The 16,113-nt window shown below is 63.1% G+C and carries 17 protein-coding genes; 5 read left to right on the top strand and 12 right to left on the bottom strand.

Annotation, left to right across the window (positions count from 1 at the left end; genetic code table 11):
• Positions 1-5: 5 nt before the first annotated feature.
• From LB559_RS10405 to LB559_RS10390, 4 genes are all read right to left on the bottom strand, one after another.
• Positions 6-1,253 (bottom strand): ABC transporter substrate-binding protein, encoded by a 1,248-nt coding sequence (locus LB559_RS10405; RefSeq protein ID WP_064995072.1) that lies wholly within the window; start codon positions 1,251-1,253, stop codon positions 6-8.
• A 110-nt stretch (positions 1,254-1,363) separates the two neighbouring features.
• Positions 1,364-2,509 (bottom strand): ABC transporter ATP-binding protein, encoded by a 1,146-nt coding sequence (locus LB559_RS10400; protein ID WP_224673996.1) that lies wholly within the window; start codon positions 2,507-2,509, stop codon positions 1,364-1,366.
• 88 nt (positions 2,510-2,597) lie between these two features.
• The gene (locus LB559_RS10395) at positions 2,598-3,548 is read right to left on the bottom strand and encodes a PfkB family carbohydrate kinase (RefSeq protein ID WP_224673995.1); all 951 of its coding nucleotides are present in this window, start codon (positions 3,546-3,548) and stop codon (positions 2,598-2,600) included.
• Between the two features lie 3 nt (positions 3,549-3,551).
• On the bottom strand, positions 3,552-4,352 hold the full coding sequence (locus LB559_RS10390; protein WP_224674167.1) for a class I fructose-bisphosphate aldolase: 801 nt from the start codon (positions 4,350-4,352) through the stop codon (positions 3,552-3,554).
• Positions 4,353-4,514: 162 nt separating this feature from the next.
• Here LB559_RS10390 and LB559_RS10385 point away from each other — a divergent pair, with 162 nt between their 5' ends.
• The 3 genes from LB559_RS10385 to LB559_RS10375 all read left to right on the top strand — a co-directional run bounded on the left by LB559_RS10385 (position 4,515) and on the right by LB559_RS10375 (position 7,656).
• Positions 4,515-5,276 (top strand): DeoR/GlpR family DNA-binding transcription regulator, encoded by a 762-nt coding sequence (locus LB559_RS10385; RefSeq protein WP_013532952.1) that lies wholly within the window; start codon positions 4,515-4,517, stop codon positions 5,274-5,276.
• Positions 5,277-5,543: 267 nt separating this feature from the next.
• Entirely contained in the window at positions 5,544-6,692 is a 1,149-nt protein-coding gene (locus LB559_RS10380; protein ID WP_024502557.1) for a Gfo/Idh/MocA family protein, read from the top strand.
• A gap of 10 nt (positions 6,693-6,702) precedes the next feature.
• Positions 6,703-7,656, top strand: a complete 954-nt coding sequence (locus LB559_RS10375) for an alpha/beta hydrolase (protein WP_024502556.1) — start codon at positions 6,703-6,705, stop codon at positions 7,654-7,656.
• Here LB559_RS10375 and LB559_RS10370 read toward each other — a convergent pair.
• Complete coding sequence (locus tag LB559_RS10370) at positions 7,653-8,687, bottom strand: LacI family DNA-binding transcriptional regulator (RefSeq protein WP_024502555.1); 1,035 nt, start codon at positions 8,685-8,687, stop codon at positions 7,653-7,655. The genes LB559_RS10375 and LB559_RS10370 overlap by 4 nt on opposite strands.
• A gap of 327 nt (positions 8,688-9,014) precedes the next feature.
• Between LB559_RS10370 and rsgA the strand changes: the two genes are divergently transcribed.
• Entirely contained in the window at positions 9,015-10,055 is a 1,041-nt protein-coding gene (gene rsgA / locus LB559_RS10365) for a ribosome small subunit-dependent GTPase A (protein ID WP_224673994.1), read from the top strand.
• A gap of 19 nt (positions 10,056-10,074) precedes the next feature.
• On the opposite strand, the gene LB559_RS10360 is transcribed toward rsgA, so the two are convergent.
• The gene (locus tag LB559_RS10360; RefSeq protein WP_027163878.1) at positions 10,075-10,608 is read right to left on the bottom strand and encodes a sterol desaturase family protein; all 534 of its coding nucleotides are present in this window, start codon (positions 10,606-10,608) and stop codon (positions 10,075-10,077) included.
• 173 nt (positions 10,609-10,781) lie between these two features.
• Between LB559_RS10360 and LB559_RS10355 the strand changes: the two genes are divergently transcribed.
• Positions 10,782-11,252 (top strand): NUDIX domain-containing protein, encoded by a 471-nt coding sequence (locus LB559_RS10355; protein WP_224673993.1) that lies wholly within the window; start codon positions 10,782-10,784, stop codon positions 11,250-11,252.
• A 10-nt stretch (positions 11,253-11,262) separates the two neighbouring features.
• On the opposite strand, the gene pobA is transcribed toward LB559_RS10355, so the two are convergent.
• The 6 genes from pobA to pcaD are packed head-to-tail and all read right to left on the bottom strand — an operon-like array spanning position 11,263 to position 16,075.
• Positions 11,263-12,435 (bottom strand): 4-hydroxybenzoate 3-monooxygenase, encoded by a 1,173-nt coding sequence (gene pobA, locus LB559_RS10350; protein ID WP_027163880.1) that lies wholly within the window; start codon positions 12,433-12,435, stop codon positions 11,263-11,265.
• On the bottom strand, positions 12,435-13,487 hold the full coding sequence (locus LB559_RS10345) for a 3-carboxy-cis,cis-muconate cycloisomerase (protein WP_224673992.1): 1,053 nt from the start codon (positions 13,485-13,487) through the stop codon (positions 12,435-12,437). The genes pobA and LB559_RS10345 overlap by 1 nt, the downstream gene beginning before the upstream one ends.
• 19 nt (positions 13,488-13,506) lie before the next feature.
• A complete protein-coding gene (pcaG, locus tag LB559_RS10340) occupies positions 13,507-14,121 on the bottom strand; it encodes a protocatechuate 3,4-dioxygenase subunit alpha (RefSeq protein WP_013532961.1) in 615 nt (204 codons plus the stop codon).
• On the bottom strand, positions 14,121-14,876 hold the full coding sequence (pcaH, locus tag LB559_RS10335; protein ID WP_224673991.1) for a protocatechuate 3,4-dioxygenase subunit beta: 756 nt from the start codon (positions 14,874-14,876) through the stop codon (positions 14,121-14,123). Before pcaH ends, pcaG begins: the two co-directional genes overlap by 1 nt.
• Positions 14,866-15,273: a 4-carboxymuconolactone decarboxylase gene (gene pcaC, locus LB559_RS10330; protein WP_224673990.1), complete on the bottom strand. Its 408-nt coding sequence runs from the start codon at positions 15,271-15,273 to the stop codon at positions 14,866-14,868. Before pcaC ends, pcaH begins: the two co-directional genes overlap by 11 nt.
• Positions 15,266-16,075 (bottom strand): 3-oxoadipate enol-lactonase, encoded by an 810-nt coding sequence (gene pcaD / locus LB559_RS10325; protein WP_224673989.1) that lies wholly within the window; start codon positions 16,073-16,075, stop codon positions 15,266-15,268. The genes pcaC and pcaD overlap by 8 nt, the downstream gene beginning before the upstream one ends.
• Positions 16,076-16,113 lie beyond the last annotated feature (38 nt).

The raw sequence follows: 16,113 nt of genomic DNA, 5'->3' as shown, positions 1-16,113 counted from the left end.
GCCGATCAGAATTTCGCCATCCAGCCCTTCTGAGCGGCGGCGGCTGCTTGTTCCGGAGACTGCTCGCCGGCGAGCATCTTCTGGGCTTGCACGTCGAACTGGGTCATCAGGTCTTCAGCCACCGGCAGGCCCGTGAACTCATTGGCGAGATGACCGGTCTTGAAGATTTCAAAAGCCTTGCCGAAAGCCTTGTCCGAGGTCACGAAATCGGGCTTGGCGTTGACGTTGCCCGGGAAGGCGTTTGCAAGCGACACGAGCTTGGCGTTGACCTTTTCACTCATCAGATACTGGACGAGTTTCCAGGCCTCTTCCTGATGTTTCGAAGCCGCAGAGATGCCGATGCCCCAGGAGGCATAGGGAAGGCCGCGCTTGCCGGTATAGTTTTCCACGACAGGGACCGGGATGAGGTCGAAGTTCAGCTTGGGATTGCGCTTGCGGATGAGGTTCACATGCGCGAGCGAGTCGATCATCATCCCGACGCGGTTGTTGACGAACTCCTCGACCTTTTCCTGCTCGGTCTTAGTGGCGATGCCGGGCGAGATGGTGCCGGCGTCATTGAGTGATTTGACGAAAGTGAGCATATCCACCACCGGTTTGCCCTCAAGGTCCGGCTTGCCGCTCGCCATCATCGACTGGCCCGAAGCCCAAACCCACGACATCATGTCGTTCTGGACGCCGGATGGCGTTTGCAGCGACAGGGGCAGCACCCAGCCATACTGGTTCTGGTCGGCGTGCGTCATCTTCTTGGCGGCTTCGAGAAACTCCGCACGGGTCGACGGCAGCTTGGTCACGCCCGCCTTGGCGGCGAGGTCCAAATTCACGAAGACCGGATAGACGAACGAAGCCACGGGAAACATCACGGCCTTGCCGTCCACCTTGATGATATCCGCGACCTGGCTCTTGTCGAAACCGCTCGCATCCATCATCGGATTCATGTCGGCGAGTGCGCCCTGCGCATTCAGATTGTTCACCCAGGCGCCGTCGAGACCGACGACGTCGCTGAGCGTTCCGGTTGCAGCACCAACCGAGATCTGATCTCGCGTGGTGGCGTAGGGGCCGCTGACCAGCGTCACCTTGATTCCGGGGTTTGCCGCCTCGAACTCGTCCATGATTGACCTGAGCGAGCCAGCCGGCAATTCGGGCTCCCACCATTGGGTGAATTCCAGCGTCGTGTCCGCCATGGCGCCGGTTGCGCCAAGCAACCATGCGGCCGCGGCTATTTTCAGCATCGCGGGTTTAATACGAAACGTCATTTTCTCCTCCTTCTTTATATTCGCCCGCACAATGCGGCCGATCGTCTGATTATTCAGAAGTCTTCTTACGCAGGCGCCTCACCCTCGCCCGCGGGTCTCATCGCTGATATTCAGATTGCCAGATGCGTCTCGGGGTCGAAGAAATGGAGCTTGGTATCATCCAGGGCCAAGCTGATTTCCGAGCCGGAGCGGACTGTGCTGACCGGTTCGAATTTCGCCACCGCATTCGACGCCAGGCCGAAATCCTGCACCGCGTCAGGGTCGCCGGAGTCCACCCGGACCGCGTCGATGTTGAGATGGACGATTTGTTCGGATCCGAGTTCTTCGATCGAGGTCACCTTTGCCGGTATCGTCTGATACTTGCGGCCGGATTCGAGACTGCTGTCATAGAGATCCTCCGGTCGTATCCCGAACACGACCTTGCGCCCCGCATACGACCTCAAGCCCGGCCTGCGCACGAAGGCTGCATCCTGCAGCCGGATGGCCAAGGCGCCGGACATCAGTTCGTCGCCCGTCAGGGTTGCCTCGAAAAGATTCATCGAAGGAGACCCGATGAAGCCGGCAACGAAAGCGTTCACCGGCGATTCATAGAGCCTCTTGGGTGCGTCGACCTGCTGCAGCACGCCGCCTTTCAACACCGCGACCCTGTCGCCCATCGTCATGGCTTCGGTTTGGTCGTGGGTCACATATATGGTCGTTACGCCGAGCTGCTTTTGCAGCCTGGTGATTTCGGCGCGCATTTGAACACGCAGTTTCGCGTCCAGATTGGAAAGGGGTTCGTCCATGAGAAAGGCTGCCGGCTCGCGCACCATGGCGCGGCCCATGGCAACCCTTTGACGCTGTCCACCTGAAAGGTTCGCGGGTTTGCTGTCCAGCAGAGACGTCAGTTGAAGGGTTTTGGCGATCTCGTCCACGCGCTTTTTGCGCTCGGCCTTCGGCTTGCCTGCCAGCCGCATCGAAAAGCCAATGTTTTCGAACACGGTCATATGCGGGTAGAGAGCGTAGCTCTGGAAGACCATCGCGATGTCGCGATCCTTGGGCGGCATGTCGACGACGTCTATTCCGCCGATCCGGAGGCTGCCGCTGGTGACGTCCTCCAATCCCGCGATCATCCGCAACGCGGTGGATTTGCCACAGCCGGACGGCCCGACGAGAATCAAGAACTCGCCGTCCTTGACCGACAGGTTCAATTGGTCGATTGCGTGAAAATTGTTCCCGTATGTCTTGCAGATATTCTCAAGAACGACTTCTGCCATATTCCTCCCTCCACAAGTCTAAGCCATTGATTCTTATGATTGTCCTCGGCTTACGTTCACCTGCGAAATTTTCCTCGGATAGTTCAGGCTATGTTCCGGTATCAAGCCGCGCATATTTCAGTTCGACTGCCGACGGCGCGTTCGTCGATGCCAAGAGTTCCTTGACCTGGTCGTCGGTCGGAAGCGCCTCGCGCCCGCCCCGCCCCGTTATCGAAAGGGCCGCCGCCGCGGCCGCGAATGCGACCCGGCCTGCGGTGTCGGCCCCGCGCGTCAATGCAAGGGCATAGGCGCCATGAAAGCAGTCACCGGCGCCGGTCGAGTCGACGACGGCAACCCGGTGCGGAGGCAGGTGCCAGAGCCCTGTCTCGTCGCGTCCGCGATAGAAGACGCCTCTGCCGCCATCCGTCAGAACCACGGCGGACCGCGACGGCAACCACAATGCATCGAGTATCTCGGCCGGCGAGTGGCGGCCGGTGGCGGTCCGCGCAAAGCCGAGCGGAAGAATGAGATGGTCGCAGAGCCCGATCAGTCTCTCGGTGGCCGGGCCGTGGCTCCATTCGACATCGCCGAGGATCGCAAGGCCGAGATCGCGAGCCCGAGCCACGACATCCAGCGACCCGATCCCGTAACTGTCGACGATCAGGACAGTCGCGCGGCTGAGAACCTCGTCCGGAAAGTCCGGCGCGGTGCCCAGCATCGCTTCGTCGTCATACGCGATGAACCGCTCCCCATCCGAACCGACGGTGATCCGCGAGCGCACCGGGCGCGCGTGCGGGTGGCGCGGCGCGAACGCGGTTTCAACGCCGCTCGCAACGAGATCGCACAACACGGCGTCGTCGGCGGCACTGCCCAGCCATCCGACGAACCCGGCGCTTCCGCCGAGCCGCGCGACGGCGGCAAGTGCCGTCGCGACGTTTCCCCCGAAAGCCCGGGCACTTTGCAAAACCTTCCCCTTGCCCGCCGACAACGGCTGATCGACATAGACGATGTCGTCGATCGCAATAGCTCCGAAGCCGAGGATTGAAGGGACGGCGGGCATCGTTCAGGTACCCGCCTTCGTCAAGGCGTCTTGCGCCGAAAGGCCGTCATGGATGACGCCCCGAAAGGCGATCGCTGCCTTTTCCGGATCGCCGTGCCCCCATAGATTGCGGCCCACCACGGCACCGCGCGCGCCTGCACGGATGGCGTCCGCCGTCTGCTGAAGGGCGCCGAGCAGCGTGTCGGTCTTCGGACCACCAGCGATCACAACCGGCACCGGGCAGGTCCGAACGGTCTCTCGGAACGACTCGAAATCGCCCGTGTAACCGATCTTGATCACATCGACGCCGGACTCGTAGCCGATGCGTGCCGCATAGGCGATCTCGTCGGGGGTGAAGACGATTTTTGCCCCGTCGGTGAAATCGCGAGGGTAGATATGCGCCACCACCGGCATGCCGTAACGAGCCGCCGCGTTCACCGAATCGGTCAGCCAGCGTATGTATTTTCCCTCGGTCGCGCCACGCACCGGAATGGCCACGGCCAACGCATCGGCGCCGGCGCGCACCGCATCCTCGGGCGTTGCAATCAGTTCACTGATGCGATCGTCTGGGGTGAAGCAGCCGGCCTGGATCACCAGGGATGCCTTGCCCGCATATTGCGGCCACAGATGGCGCGCGGTGCCAGGCTGGATGCTGACGTAGTCGGGTTTGCCTACCATGACGCGTGCAAGCGCACCCGGCAGGTCGGCAAGACCTCCTTTGCGCACGTCGCCATAGCCGACAAAGTGGTCGACCGCGCCGCCAAAAAGATTCCCCGATGGATGTGAGAAGAGGCGCGCCAGGCGCACCTTGGTTCCGAGGCTCATGAGTCCAAAACTCTCCAATTGATTGATTTCAAAATCCTGGATCCAGTGTTTGCGAAAGAAATAACAAATGCAATCTTTCGAAATCTTTCGAATTCGCCTATTTTTGGTAGAGTGAACCGAGGCCAGGGCGATCGCTTGGCGCATGGGGGCAAGGACAGGCCAATGTTGTCAGAGCAGAGACGCCAATCGATCCTGGGTGAAGTGCAACGCAGCGGGCAGGTTCGCATCAAGGACCTGTCAGACGATTTTGGCGTGTCGGAAGTCACGGTGCGCTCCGACCTCGAGATACTGGATCGCAAGGGACTGCTGACCAAGACCCGCGGAGGCGCGGTGACCCGGACCACGGATTCGACCACGGCCGCGTTCGCCCGGCGGATGCAAACAAACCTCGATGCAAAGAAACGCATCGCCCGGGCAGCGATAGACCTGTTCGAGGACAACCAATCGGTCATCTTCGATGGCGGCTCGACATTGATGCAGGTTGCCATGCTGTTACCGCCGCTCAGCAATGTCGTGGTCGCGGCCACGGCGATGAATATCGTGCAGCATCTGATGCATCGGCCCGGGCTCGACGTTCACATGATCGGCGGCCGGGTCTACCCGGACACGGTAAGCACGCTGATCACCGATGCCGACACGGCTCTCGGCGGCTTGGTAGCGCATCAGGTCTTTGTTGGAGCGCATGCAATTGACTCGTCACTGGATGTGGTCGACGTGAACGAAGACATGGCGCGAACCAAGCGAAACCTCGTGCGCATGGCCCGGCGCGTTGTCCTCCTTGCGGATTCGAGCAAATGGGGCGTCAGCGGAACCTCCAAGGCCTTTTCGCTGTCGAGCGTCGATGTCGTGATCACCGACGATGGCCTGTCCGGCCCAATACGCAGCCAGCTTGATAGGACAGGGGCCAAGGTGATCTATGCCTGACCCCGTCGAGGTCCCTGGCCGCGGCGGAAATATCCGATGCGCGCATGACCCACGGCATCCGCATCGGCGGTCGGCCGTTTTTTCATGTCGGTCATTTTCTCCTCCCATGACTGGCAGCCTCCCGATATCGCGCCAGCATTTTCGCATGTTGTATAAAAATTTTACGCGCGTCAATATTTAATATGTTGTATAGCCCTTTGCGAAGGCGATCCGTTCCTTCTGGGCGGATTCGGCAGACGGTGACCGCGTTGGGAGGTACGATCGAGAATGCACGGGATATCAACGACGAAACTCGGGATCGGCGTCATCGGATGCGGCAATATCTCGATGACCTATCTGCGCAATGCCGCTCTCTTCGGCGGCATCGAGTTGCGCGCCTGCGCCGATATCTCGGCCGACATGACGGCGCTGCGGGCGAAGGAATATGGCATACGGGCACTCGGCGTCGATGCACTGCTGGCCGACCCCGAGATCGATCTCGTCCTCAACCTGACCATTCCGGCGGCGCATTTCGACATTTCGTTTGCCGCCCTTTCGGCCGGCAAGCACGTCTTCACCGAAAAGCCGCTCGCCACCTCGGCCGCCGATGGACGGCGCCTGGTCGACGAGGCGCGGTCGCGCGGGCTGCTGCTCGGCTCGGCGCCCGACACCTTCCTTGGTGCAGCCGGACGCCGCGCCCGCCGGCTGATGGATGACGGCGCCATCGGCCGCCCGGTCACCGGCACCGCCTTCATGATGGGCCGCGGCATGGAGCACTGGCACCCCAACCCGCAGTTCTACTACCAGCCAGGCGGTGGCCCGGTGTTCGACATGGGCCCCTACTATCTGACCATGCTGGTCAATCTGCTCGGCCCGGTCGAACGCGTCATGGCGATGGCGACGCGCGGCCAGGAGGAGCGGCTGATCACTGCCGAAGGGCCATTCAAGAACACCACATTCAAGGTCGGCACGCCGACCAATGTGCTGTCGCTGCTGGAGTTCCGCTCCGGCGCAACCGTCACCTTCGGCGCCTCGTGGGATGTCTTTCGCCACTCCAACCATCCGATCGAACTGCACGGCACGGAAGGCTCGCTGCGCCTGCCCGACCCCGACACGTTCGGCGGCACCGTGTCGCTGTCGAAACGCGGCACCGACTGGAGGGATTTCGCCAGCGAAGGCGAACTCTATGGCGCCCGCAACTGGCCTTATGCGGCGCCCGATCGCGCCAATTACCGCATGCTCGGCGTCGCCGATCTGGTGCGCTCGCTTCAGACCGGCAACACGCCGCGCGCCTCCGGCAATCTGGCGCTGCATGTACTGGAGATCATGGACGCTATCCTGCGCTCCGGTGAAACACAGGGCTCGGTCGCCATCGCGGGCGATGTCGTCCAGCCGGCCCTGCTGACCGAGGAAGAGGCCAGCGATCTGCTGGCCTGAGGGTATGATCATGACGCTCGATCCGGATGCGCTGCGCGTCCTCGACATGGCTCGTGCAGCCGGCGGCAAGCCATTCGAGACCGGCAGCGTGGCGGCGGCGCGAGCTGCCTACAACGCCTCGTTCCCGACGCTGCAAGGTGAGCATGAGCCGGTCGCGACGACCTTTGAACAGCAGATCGACGGGCCGAACGGCCCCATCACTGTCCGCATCCATCGCGGCATCGACGCACTGCCGAGCGGAGCGCCGGCGCTGCTCTATCTGCATGGCGGCGGCTGGGTCATCGGCAATCTCGATTCACATGACGAGATCTGCCGCCTGATGGCCAATCTCGGCAACGCCGTCATTGTCTGCCCCGACTATCGCCTGGCCCCGGAGCACAAATTTCCCGCCGGGCTCGAGGATTGCCTGGCGACACTTCGCTTCATGGCCGAGAATGCCGTCGACCTGGGCATCGACAAGGTGCGCATTGGTGTTGCCGGCGACAGCGCCGGCGGCAATCTTGCCGCAGTGCTGGCGCTGCTCGCACGCGATGGGCTCGCTCCACCACTTGCGACGCAGATCCTGATCTATCCCAACACCGACGCGCGGCAGACATCGGGCAGCTACCGGCGTTTCGGCGACGGCTTCGGCCTTACCGCGACGACCATGGCATGGTTCCGCGACCATTATGTGCGAACGCCCGACGAAATCATGGACTGGCGCGTCTCGCCCTTGCTGGCGCCTGATCTTGCCGGCGTCGCGCCAGCATTCGTGGCGCTTGCCGGCTGTGACATCCTGGCCGACGAAGGGGCAGCCTATGCGGCGCGCCTGCAGGCCGCGGGCGTGCCTGTGATCCTGCGGCAATGGCCGGGCCAGATCCATGGCTTCGTCTCGATGGGACGCCATATTCCCGCCGCCCGGCAAGCGGTGGTCGAGGGGGTGACGGCCTGGCGCCACTTCGAGGGATCGACGTCGACCGGTTAGGCCGACTGACGCATCACCAGGGTGGCACCGAGCTTGACGGTGCACGCCATGCCCTGCTTCGGCGGATCGGCCTCGTCCAGCAGGGCCAGCAGGATCTCGACGCTGCGGCCGGCCATGGCGGTGAAATCCTGCGCCATGGTGGTCAGCGCCGGACAGGTGTAGCGGCTCAGCGGATGGTCGTCGTGGGCGGCAACGCGCAGATCGCAATCGGGCCTGCGGCCGACCTTCAGGCCGCGCGAGTACGCGGCCGCCATTACGCCAAAGGCGAGACGATCGTTGGCGCACAGGATGGTGCGGCCGGGCAAGGTCCCGGCCTCCAGCATTTTTTCCGTCTGCTCGTAGCCGATGCGTTCGAAGTCCCAGGTGTAATCGCGCGCGGCCTCGATGACGGCCGGCTTGAAGCCGGCGGTCTCCATCGCGACGATGTAGCTCTCCTGGCGTTCGCCGGAGTTGTGGTTGACATGCGGAATGTCGAGATAGACCGGCGGTTCGCCCGAGCGACAGAGATAGTCGACGATGGTCGACACGCTCTGCCGGTTGTCGTTGCCGACGAACGGCGTATCGCCCTCGATATAGGTGTCGAAATAGACGATCGGAATGTCCTGCCCGAGCTTGTCGAAGACGCTGCGGTCGGAGGCAAGGCCGAGCGGGGCGATGATCGCGCCGGCCACCTTCAGCGACAGCAGCGTCCTGACCGACTCCGCCTCCAGCTTCGGCGAGCCATGCGAGGAGATGACGATCGGCCAGTAGCCTTCGTCGCGGCAACGAAATTCGATGCGGCTGACCATCTCGGCGTAGAAAGGATCGGTGATCGTCGGCACGACGATGCCGATGTTGCGGGTGCGCTTGCGGTTGAGATTGCGGGCGAAAAGGTTCGGCTGATAGTCCGAGGAACGCAGGGCGGCTTCGATGCGCGCCCGCGTCGCCGGCTTCACGCTCGCCGGATCGTCGAAATATTTGGACAGCGTCGGGCGCGACACGCCGCATGCCTGGGCGAAGTCGTCCATCGTGCGGTGCGTCTTCTCCGCCATCGATATGTTCCTGATCCCCTGCCAACGATCGGCCCCGCCCACAGTCATGCGGCCGTTGACCGGATGCGACAATGCTCGACGGAACTTATTCAGTCAATTTTCACAGTTCCCATTAGAATGCAAAAAGATTGCGTGCGTCAAATTATTTGTTAACGCTTTAAACCTGATGGCGTCAGTTCGACGAGGATAGGCTGCAGAAGCTTGCCGCTCAGCCCTCGGCTACGGGCCTGCTTGCCAAATGTCGCCATGCCGCCCATACACGGCTTGGAAATCACCCCACCCCGTTCGCCCCCCCTGCCAGGGATACCGTCCAATGTCCGTGACGCCGTGGTCAAAGCCGTGACGGATCACTCCACGCCATCGCTCGCCAGCCTGGGCTGGACCGAATTTTTCGGCGACCAGCTCGAGCCCGGCGAAGCCAATCTTGTCCCGACGCGGATCGCCACCGTCCACCGCGATCGCCTGACCGGCCTGTCCCAGGCAGGGCCGGTCGACCTGACGCTGCCGGCGCAGGCGAACACCGGTGACTATGCCGTCGGCGACTGGGTTCTGGTCGATGGGCATGAACACCTTGTGAAGCGCCGCCTGACCCGCAAGACGGTGCTGGAACGCCGCACCCAGGGCGGTGGCAGGGTGCCGCAGCTTGCCGCGGCCAATGTCGACACGCTGTTCATCGTCACCTCGTGCAATGCCGACTTCAATCCCGCCCGGCTCGAGCGCTATCTGGCGCTGGCCAACGAGGCCGGAACGACGCCGGTGATCCTGCTGACCAAGGCCGATACCGCTGAAGACGCCGAGACCTACCAGAAGCAAGCTGCGGCGTTGCAGCGTGGATTGCCGGTGGTGATGCTGAACCCCCGCACATCGGATGCGGCAACCGTCCTGGCTGCCTGGTGCGGTGTCGGCCAGACGGTGGCGCTGATCGGCTCCTCCGGCGTCGGCAAATCGACGCTGGTCAACACGCTGGCCGGATCGGCGCAGCAATCGCCGCAACAGACCGGGGGCATCCGCGAGCACGATTCCAAGGGACGCCACACCACCACGTCGCGATCGCTGCATTCAATCGCCGGCGGTGGCTGGGTGATCGACACGCCGGGCATGCGGACGCTGCAGGTCAGCGATGTCGGCTACGGCATCGACACGCTGTTTGCCGAAATCACCGAGCTTGCACCGCTCTGCAAGTTCCGCGACTGCACGCATGTGCACGAGCCGGGTTGCGCGGTTCAGGCTGCCTTGAAGGCGGGGACGCTCGACCCGGAGCGCCTTGCCCGCTGGCGAAAACTGTCCGACGAGAACCAGAACAACACGCCGGTCCAGAGCGGGCCTCGCGGAGCCAAGACTTCCGGCGGTCGCGGAAAGAGGCGCTGAACGGCGAGGACTGAGGACTTCAGAGCTGCGCCGTGCCGAAAACGCGATCCCAGAATGCCGAAGTCACACCGAAATTGGCCGTTTCGTCGATGTGGTGATGCACCGCATGACGGCGCTTGAGCGTGTAGAGATAGCTCGGATGCGCCGGGTGCCAGTGATGGATCATGTGGTGGATGCTGATGTACCACAGATATCCCAGCATCAACCCGCAGCTCACCGCGCTCGCGGTGGCGAAATCTGAGACCACCCAAACGGGCACAAACGCGACCAGCGCATGCACGCCGAGACTGAGCCAGGTTGGCGTGCCCACAGAACTGCGTTCCTCGACATGGTGACGGTCGTGCAGGTCCTTGACGTAAGGAATATGGTGAAGAGCGAACCTGTGCAGCACATACTCGATCAGCGTCCAGAGGCCGAGACAGGCGAGGACAGTGCCGATCCAGCCTGGCGCACTCTCTTCGCCAGCCTCGAGCAGCCCGGCCACTGCCAGCACGGCGATCACCAGCGGATACACCACGAAGTCGCTATAGTAGCCAATAAGACCGAGTTGCATCGTCACCTAGCCTTCGAGCCGCCAAATAAGCGATGGTATCAGATTGCCGGACTCGCGACCGAGGTGCAATGCAGACGCGCCTGACATAGCGTCGCAATCCCCTAGTGCAAGGTTCGCATCAACGATTCAAGGACCATCAGCAGGCTGCCGGCTTCGCAAATGGACGCACAAAAATGGCAAAACGCAGTGCGGGATTGCTGATCTATCGCCGCAGCGATGGCGATCTCAGGGTGTTGCTGGTTCACCCGGGCGGGCCGTTCTGGGCGAAGAAGGACGATGGCGCCTGGTCGATACCGAAGGGTCTCGTCGGCGAGGACGAGGATGAGTTGACGGCAGCGCAACGCGAGACCGAGGAAGAGCTCGGCGTCAGGGTCGACGGCACCTTCGCGCGGCTTGGCGACTACAAACAACCCGGTGGCAAGGTTGTCACGGCCTGGTCCGTCGAGGCGCGCATCGACATCGATGTGGCTGCCATCAAAAGCAACATGTTCACCATGGAATGGCCGCCAAGGTCGGGATCCCTGAAGGAGTTCCCGGAGGTCGACAGAGCGGGCTGGTTCACCTTGCCCGAGGCCGAGGTGAAAATCCTCAAGGGGCAGCGCCCGATGCTTTTGGATTTTGCCAGGCAGCAAGGCGCCGGATGATCCGCAGCCCTCAATAGGGCAGGCCGACATAGTTTTCCGCGAGCGCGGTCGATGCGGCACGCGACTGCACGAGATAGTCGAGCTCGGCCTCCTGGATGCGCTGGCCGAACTCGCCGGTGTCGGGAAAACGATGCAGCATCGTCGTCATCCACCAGGAAAAGCGAACCGCCTTCCAGACCCGTGCCAGCGCCTTGCCGGAATAGGCGTCGATGCCAACAGATGATTTCTCGATGTAGAAGTCGCGAAAACCGGCGAAGAGATAGCGCACGTCGCTGGCGGCGAGGTTGAGGCCCTTGGCGCCGGTCGGCGGCACGATGTGGGCGGCGTCCCCGACCAGGAACAGCCTGCCGAAACGCATCGGCTCGGCGACGAAAGAGCGCAGCGGCGCGATCGACTTTTCAAAGGATGGTCCGGTAACGACGCTTGCCGCGGTCTGCTCCGGCAAGCGGCGGCGCAACTCGTCCCAGAAGCGATCGTCCGGCCAGGCTTCGACGCGATCGTCCTGCGGACACTGCACATAATAGCGGCTGCGATGCGTCGAGCGCATCGAGCACAGGGCAAAACCCCGCTCGTGATTGGCGTAGACCAGTTCGTGATCGGCCGGCGGCACCTCGGCCAGCACGCCGAGCCAGCCGAACGGATACTGCCGCTCGAAGATTTTCAGCGCACGCTCGGGCACCGATTTGCGGCTGACGCCGTGATAGCCGTCACAGCCGGCAATGAAGTCGCAATCGATGCGATGCGTGACCCCGTCCTTGTCATAGGTCGCGAAAGGTGCGGCGCCGTCGAAATCGTGCAACGCGACATTTGCCGCCTCGTAGATCGTGGTCAGTCCCTCCGCATCGCGCTTGTCCATCAAATCGTGCGTCACCTCGGTCTGGCCATAGACGGTGACATGCCTGCCGCCGGTCAGTGCCTCGAGGTCGATGCGGTGCAGGCGTCCGTCGAAGGCGAGCGAGATGCCGGAATGCGGCAGTCCTTCGGCATGCAGCCTTGCCGCCGCGCCAGCCTGTTCCAGCAATTCGACGGTGCCCTGTTCGAGCACCCCTGCCCGCACACGGCCAAGCACGTGCTCGCGGCTCGCGCGTTCCAAAATGACCGTCTCGACGCCGATGCCGGCCAGAAGCTGCCCAAGCAGCAGGCCGGACGGTCCGGACCCGACGATGACGATTTGCGTGCGCATCAGTGGCCGAGACTTTCGACCTGTGCGGCCAGCTCAGCGGCAAGGCGGAGCGACGCGGCCGTCGCGATGACCATTTGCGGCAGCAATAGCCATTCCAGCGTCCAGGCAGCGCCCGAGCGCTCCTGCTCATGCACGAGCGCGTGATGCATGCCCGCAAGCTGCGTGGCGTTGAAGCGGGCAAGCGCCACCAGCGCTTCGGCCTTCACCGGGTTCTGCTTGTGCGGCATGGCCGAAGAGCCGCCGCCGCCGGAAAGCTCGATCTCGGTTCCACCTTGCGCCATCAGCGCGATGTCCTGGCCGAATTTGCCGAGGCTGCCTGATAGCAGCGACATCAGGCCGGCGAAATCGGCGAGTGCGTCACGCTGGTTCTGCCAATGCGGTGCGTCGCCAAGGCCGAGCTTTGCGGCCAGTGCTGCGCGCACCGCCGGACCTTTGTCGCCTAGCTTTTCCAGCGTGCCGGCGGCACCGCCGAACTGCACCACCAGCAGACGCCTCGACTGTTCCGACAATCTTTCCTGATGCCGTTGCAGTGGCGCCCGCCACGTCCTGACGCGATCGGCCACTTTGATCGGAATGGCTGGCTGCATGCGCGTCATTCCCTTCAGCGCCCTGCCGCCAAACCGCTCTTCGAGCGAGACGAGCCGTATAATGGTCTCGGTCAGGAGCAGGCCGAGATGCTCGACGATGGACTTCAGCCGAAACACCAGGCCGGTATCGATGACATCCTGGCTGGTTGCGCCGAAATGCACTTTATCGCCATGCGGTTCGCCGACCGCCGCCCTGATCTGGCGTACCAGTTCCGGCACAATGACGCCGTCTTTGGCGACGGCAGCCCGCAGCAAGGCGGTGTCGGGCCGGAATGTGGCAAGTGCGGCCACGATCGCGGCGGCATCATCCTTGGTGATAATCCCGTTTTCAGCTTCCGCTTGCGCCAGCGCCCGCTCGAAGGCAAGCATCGCCTCGATTTCCGCCTCGACGGAAAGATGCCGGTTCGCCTCCTCGTCGCCGAGAAGAGCGGAGAGCAGTGGATGGTCGAAGGGCGATACGGTCATATCCTGCTCCTCCTGACCATCAGCTGTCGAAGAAGACCGTTTCCTTCTCCCCCTGGAGATGGATGTCGAAAACATAAATATCGCCGTTGCGCTCGGCGATCAGCGTCGGCACGCGGACGCGGTGCTCGATGCGCGCCAGGATCGCATCCCCGGCATTGGCCTTTTCCTCATCGGAAAAATACAGGCGTGTGTGCAGGCCGAGATTGATGCCGCGCGCGACAATCCAGAGGGTGATGTGCGGGGCCATCAGGCTTCCGTCCCTGAACGGCACGCGGCCCGGCTTGATCGTCTCGAACGTGCACAGACCGGTGTCCATGTCGGTCGGGCAACGGCCCCAGCCGAAAAAGTTCGGATCGGCCGCGCCGCGCAGTTCAGCCGGCGAATTGTAAAGCCCATCCGCATCTGCCTGCCAGATCTCGATCAGCGCATCCTTGAGCGGCGTGCCGGTACCGTCGAGCACCCGGATGCGCAGGCCGATGCGCTCCCCCTTGGTCTTGTCGTTGACCATGGTCGCACCAAGGTCGGTCGCATAGACGCCGCCGATGCCGCAGAAATTGGGCGTCAGCCCGATATGGACATAAGGTCCGGCGGTCTGCGAGGGGCTTTCCCTGAGCCGGTCGAGCGACTGGGCCATCAATTGCCCTCCAGCCTGTTTTCGAACAGCGACGCGCGGCGCCCGCGCAGCACGATGTCGAATTTGTAGGCGCGCGCGTCGAACGGGATCGTCGCCTGCATGTCGAGCGTGGCGATCAGCGTTTCGACGGCGGCCTTGTCGGGGATGCCGCGCACGATCGGGCAGTGCCAGATCAGCGGATCACCCTCGAAATACATCTGCGTGATCAGCCGCTGCGCAAAGCCGTGGCCGAAGACCGAGAAATGGATGTGCGAGGGCCGCCAGTCGTTCGGCCCGTTCGGCCAGGGATAGGGGCCGGGCTTGACGGTGCGAAAGGCGTAGCCGCCATCCTGGCCTGTTATGGCGCGCCCGCAGCCGCCAAAGTTCGGGTCGAGCGGCGCCAGATAGCCGTCCTTCTTGTGGCGGTAGCGGCCGCCGGCATTGGCCTGCCAGAATTCGAGCAGCGCGCCGGGTACGCCAACACCGCGTTCGTCGAGCACCCGGCCATGGAGGATGATGCGCTCGCCGAGCGCGCTCTCGCCGGGCCTGGCGAAATTGTGGATCAGGTCGGCGTCGAGTTTGCCGAGCATGGCGTGACCGAAGACCGGGCCTGCAATCTCCGACAGCGTGTTGTCGAACGGCAGCGGCGCCTTCTGCGGCGAGCGCAGCACGGAGGTCTTGTAATTCGGTGTCAGAACAGGCGGATGCCAGGTCCGGTCGCGCTGGAAGAAGGCGCCGGTCTCGGGCCTCCGGTTCGAGCCGGACTCAGCGGTCATTCTGGCTTCCGTCCATTTCCGAAAACACGTCCTTGGCAATTTTGAAGGCACGGTTGGCGGCCGGCACGCCGGCATAGATGGCGACATGCAGGAACGCCTCGCAGATATCGTCGCGCGAGGCGCCGGTGTTGACGGTGGCGCGCACATGCATAGCAACCTCCTCATCATGGCCGAGTGCGGCCAGCAGCGCCAGCGTGACGATCGAACGCTCACGCCTGGTCAAGCCCGGCCGCGCCCACACGGTTCCCCAGGCGGCCTCGGTGATCAGCTCCTGGAAAGGCTGGTCGAAATCGGTGGCGGCGATCTCGGCGCGCTCGACATGGCGGTCGCCAAGCACCGAGCGCCGCACCGCGAGGCCGGTGCGATATCTGGCTGCATCGCCGGAGACTTCATCCATGGGTTTCTGCTCCAGGGGCAAGCGACGCGATAAAACTGCGGATCAGGGCGGTGAGCGCTTCAGGCTGTTCGACGCAAGGAATGTGTCCAGCGTCGCGGATGATTTCGAAGCGCGCGCCGGGGATCAGCTCGGCCAGCGAGCGGACGAGATCGGGAGGTGTCGAGCCATCCTGGTCGCCGGCGACGCAGAGCGTCGGCACCGCGATGCGGCGTGCAGCATCGGTGAAATCGGCATCGCGAACGGCCGCGCACGTCCCGACGTAACCTGCAAGCGCTTGCCTCGTCATCATGTTCCAGTAACCGTCGAGCTCGGCCTGACGCGCCGCGTGGAAGGCGGGGGTGAACCACACTTTGAGCACGCCATCGGCAATCGCCTGGATGCCCTTGCTTTCGACAGTCGCGATGCGTGTGTTCCAGCTGTCTGTCGTGCCGATCTTGTGTGCCGTATCGCAAAGGATCAGGCCTTCGACGATTTCAGGCCGCCTGGCATAGAGCCCCTGCGCGATCATGCCGCCGACCGACAGGCCGCACAGCACGACCTTGCTCAAGCCGAAATGATCGATGAGCGCCGAGAGGTCATCGACGTGATCGTCGATCGACCTGATGTCGCCGATGTCGGACAGTCCGTGGCCGCGCTTGTCATACACCAGCAGCGGCATTTCACCATCGAACGTCGAGACAATTTCGTCCCAGATCCGGAAGTCGGTGCCGAGCGAATTGATGAATATGATTGGGCGCGCATTGCCGGTCGCCTTGATGTGGCGATGGTGCAGCGTGATGCCGCCGACGGTGACGAATGGCACGGTTTCGATCCTCCGCCCTCACATTGCACAAGGCGTTT

Source organism: Mesorhizobium sp. BR1-1-3, from assembly GCF_020165455.1.
Classification (GTDB): domain Bacteria; phylum Pseudomonadota; class Alphaproteobacteria; order Rhizobiales; family Rhizobiaceae; genus Mesorhizobium; species Mesorhizobium ciceri.
Note: the sequence above shows the minus strand (reverse complement) of the source record. Positions and strands in the feature narration are given on the sequence as shown.